Source organism: Methanosaeta sp. UBA356, assembly GCF_002496465.1.
Classification (GTDB): Archaea; Halobacteriota; Methanosarcinia; order Methanotrichales; family Methanotrichaceae; genus Methanothrix; species Methanothrix soehngenii.
This window is the reverse complement of record NZ_DAKC01000038.1, coordinates 1-3,414: the sequence shown is the minus strand read 5'-3', so window position 1 is coordinate 3,414 and position 3,414 is coordinate 1. Positions and strand designations below refer to the sequence as shown.

The following is a 3,414-nucleotide window of genomic DNA, read 5'->3' as shown; positions in this document are numbered from 1 at the left end:
ATTTTCCAAACTACTTACGGTTACATTGTAAGTTGTTTTGGTCTCATGTCAAAGAGCGTGTTATTGGAGATGGTGCTCTCCTGGTCTCCTCTCCCTTCCATCAAATACCCATCAAATACCCATCAAGTAAATTCTCCTGCCCCAGGCCATCGCTCCTTTGCCTTCCAGCCCACAGCGCCTTAGCCACGTCGCGTTTCTGGCAAGATCTCCGGGCCGGATAGGGATTTGTAGGCTGAGACAAAATTGATGCCCTTTAAAATTAAAATAACAAGTCATTATAAAAAAGAAAGGATTCAAGCCGTCGGAACCAAGCGTATCCTCTCTGTGGACATCAGCAGCCCACCGACGACAGGATATCATCGATTCGCTTGATCCGCTCGTTTACGGCTGCCAAAGCCTTCTTTGCGGTGCTGGTTTGGGCTTCAAATGTCGTTTTGCGGCGATTGTACCTGGTGTCGGAGGCCAAAGCATCCTCAGCGCTTTTCCCTGAATGCCGGGATATTGCCACTTGTGCTTCAGCGGAAAGAGCCGTGCGAAGCTTGCGTTCCGATCCCCCGAGGGCGGTTCGCCTATCGTATAGCTCCACGAGGTAATCACTCACCGCGAAGCTATTAAGCTCCTCGATAGCGGATTCAAGCGAAGCCAGCTCTTTCTCGTTCGCCTCAATGGTCTCTTTGATTGCATCGAACTTTGGGCGGTTGGAAATTTTCCATGTCACGCTGTCGCCTTTGCCTACCACTGGTTCAAGGGTTGAGCCTATGCTTTGTCGGATCTTTGGAAGACTTTCTGCCACGGCCTGCCATTTTAGGACCAATTCAACCGTCCGGTCTCCCTGGCGTTTAGCTGAGATCAAGTCTCTTGCCTGAAAAAGAGAGAGCCGATGGGCCACATATGGAAGCTCTTCAAGTGGCTGATTGATTCCGCTCTCGCTCATGCTATAGCCTCGGAAGTTCGCTTGTTATCCGCTTTTGGTCCGCTTCTGCCAGGATCTTGTTAGCCATCGAGATCTTCCGCCTATGCTCTCCAAAGACCTGATCGATTGAATCAGCATCAAGAGCCATCTTGTTAGCTCCGGCAAGGTCTCGGACTAAACTATCTCGGATTCTTTCGACTATGCCGATATCGTTTATGCCGTCTCGCTGCCACCTAACTTTTAAGGATGTTAGCTGATTTAGGGTTGCCGTTCTCGCGGCGAAGGACATGTTCGGATTCTTAAGCTTCTCTTCTAACCCGGCTTCAATTTTTTTGAAGTCAGGCCAAAATAAGGCTTTGCCGTCGTCTAATGTCATGTCTATGCATCCTCAACACGAGAAGTCTGCTCAATGGTTCCAGCCGCTATCAGAGCAGCCACAGCCCGATCAAGAGCCGCTTCCAGCTCCTTCACCAGGGGCGTGCCGGAGTTTATGGTCACTAATGCGTCTATCTGAGTCTCGATTTCGGCCTTAATTGCCGCTACTGTTGCAGTATATGCCATTTTGTATCAACCTCTTTGATGTACATCACGCCGGGGGGAGGAGTCCCTTGCCGGCTTAATGATGTAGGCAGGGGGTCAGGCCCCCGCACCATCCGACAGCTCAGTAACTCCTTTTGCTATCAGTCGCCTTGATAACATAAGGTCCGTCTTTGCATAGCGTTTTTCTTCCATCGATGCATTAGGATCAGCCAATACAGCCATATCCTTCTCTACCGAATCTATCAAATTTTCAGACATGTTATCACCATCCCGCCGGCTTTGGACCAACTTTCATTTTTTGGTGATTGTTATACCGCCACTCACCGATAATGAGCGGTATGCAAACCGCACAAATCAGATCATCATGGGCTCCCTGCTCAGCATCAAAACCCGTGTGCCCGGACGCCGTTAGATGATACTTGAAGCTTTCAATCTCCTTCATCAGGAGAGGGAGGGCCTCAAGGTCCGGTGCATAATCAAACCGCCGGTGTTGCATCAGGCTCAAGAAATTGCCAATGATAAGGCTCTTGCTGATGTTGTAATTATGGGTCACCATGTCATAGCGCGCCGCTTCCCCGCCGGTGAAGACCACCGGGTAGATTCTCCTGCCTTTCTGATTGAATGAATTGTGGGCTTTCAGATAATCACGTATGGGCGCTCCGAGGCCCGAGGCGTCCATGCAGAGGATAGGCCCCCCATACGGATAGGAATCATATAGGTGCATCTTCTTCTCCAGACTGTCCGCCGCCTTTTCGATCAGGTCCACAACTACTGGATAGTCCACCCCCCTGATCCTGTCCAAGCCTATCAGGTGGTACCGAAGATCCTTGATCTCAGGATCATAGACCATTTCGATAACGGCAAAGCTCGTATAATCGAGGCTTTTTCCTAAATCGCATCCTAACAGGTAACATTTTGTTGCCATATTTTCACTCTCCTAAAATTTCATTGCACTAACCGCCGGATTTGCCAGGCTCCGGAACAGATCAGATGAGAAGATCGATCCTTCGCTATCCATGAACACGCAATGGTATTCTTGCTCAAACCAGGGGTTCGTCCTCTGCTCCTCTTCTAAGAACTCTTTCGTTATTCGCGGGCACTTTTCCGCCGGGATTTCGTACCATTCCCATAGATCCCGCTGCTCATCCCAAATCTTGAAAAAGTGGTTCTGTTTGCCAAATGGAGTGCTCATGAGGACATGCCGGCCATTGGAGACCGCGAGCATGGGCCGAACGCTGTTATAAAGAGCATCCGCAACCCTGGCGGCCTCATCCTCGAGAAGCAAGGTCACGGCAGAGAAGGATCTTGCTGATTTCTCGCTGCCAGGCCTGGCTATGAACCTATTGCCATTGGCAAACCGGACAGCTAGCTTGGTGTCGGTGCTCAGGTAGTCAGAAGGCAGCTCTACAGCTCCCCGGAACTCATCGAACTTCAGCATCAGCTCTGAGGACTGGTCTTGTGTCGGTGCTATCACCAGGCCGAAGGAGGGACGGCGATAGATGCTTTCATGCAGGCCCAAAGCGGCACAGACCGTTGATTTGCCGCTCTGCCTGGAGCAGTTGAGGATGATCTTCTTTGACCGGCTCCTCAAAAGGGAGGCCTGCCAGGGGTCTGGATGGAAGCCCAAGACCTCCTTCGCCCACAAGACTGGATCCAGTGAATATGCCAGGTCGTCACTTGTGGATGGCATGGACCACCGCCTGCCTTGCGTCGGGATAGGGCTCCAGGGCCGTTATGATCAGGGTTCGCAACTCAACCCATTGGGGATTGTTGACGATGGTGATTTGGGCCGGTGGTGCTTCCCTGATCCTATCCAGGGCCTTCCCCATCAGCTCCACATATCCCCGGGCCTCCCGGGAGACCATGGCCCATGATTTGGGATCTTCTTTGGCATTCTGCTGCTCCAGGGCATCCAGGGCCTTCTTCTGCAGGCCGATAACGAGCTGGAGATAGGTATCTCC

At 51.5% G+C, this 3,414-nt stretch carries 6 protein-coding genes and 1 pseudogene; all 7 read right to left on the bottom strand.

What is annotated here, in order from left to right; all coding sequences use genetic code 11:
• Positions 1 to 331: 331 nt before the first annotated feature.
• On the bottom strand, positions 332 to 934 hold the full coding sequence (locus tag BP727_RS02895) for a hypothetical protein (protein ID WP_286857285.1): 603 nt from the start codon (positions 932 to 934) through the stop codon (positions 332 to 334).
• Position 935: 1 nt separating this feature from the next.
• Positions 936 to 1,289: a hypothetical protein gene (locus BP727_RS02890; RefSeq protein ID WP_286857284.1), complete on the bottom strand. Its 354-nt coding sequence runs from the start codon at positions 1,287 to 1,289 to the stop codon at positions 936 to 938.
• Between the two features lie 2 nt (positions 1,290 to 1,291).
• Positions 1,292 to 1,474 (bottom strand): hypothetical protein, encoded by a 183-nt coding sequence (locus tag BP727_RS02885; protein ID WP_286857282.1) that lies wholly within the window; start codon positions 1,472 to 1,474, stop codon positions 1,292 to 1,294.
• A 75-nt stretch (positions 1,475 to 1,549) separates the two neighbouring features.
• Positions 1,550 to 1,711, bottom strand: a complete 162-nt coding sequence (locus BP727_RS02880) for a hypothetical protein (RefSeq protein ID WP_286857280.1) — start codon at positions 1,709 to 1,711, stop codon at positions 1,550 to 1,552.
• Positions 1,712 to 1,715: 4 nt separating this feature from the next.
• Positions 1,716 to 2,378 carry a hypothetical protein gene (locus tag BP727_RS02875; protein WP_286857279.1) on the bottom strand — a complete coding sequence of 221 codons (663 nt, stop codon included), beginning with the start codon at positions 2,376 to 2,378 and terminating at the stop codon, positions 1,716 to 1,718.
• Positions 2,379 to 2,390: 12 nt separating this feature from the next.
• Complete coding sequence (locus BP727_RS02870) at positions 2,391 to 3,143, bottom strand: terminase large subunit domain-containing protein (protein ID WP_286857277.1); 753 nt, start codon at positions 3,141 to 3,143, stop codon at positions 2,391 to 2,393.
• A pseudogene (locus tag BP727_RS02865) lies at positions 3,127 to 3,414 on the bottom strand (hypothetical protein); the annotation flags it as partial. The gene BP727_RS02870 and the pseudogene BP727_RS02865, both read right to left, overlap by 17 nt.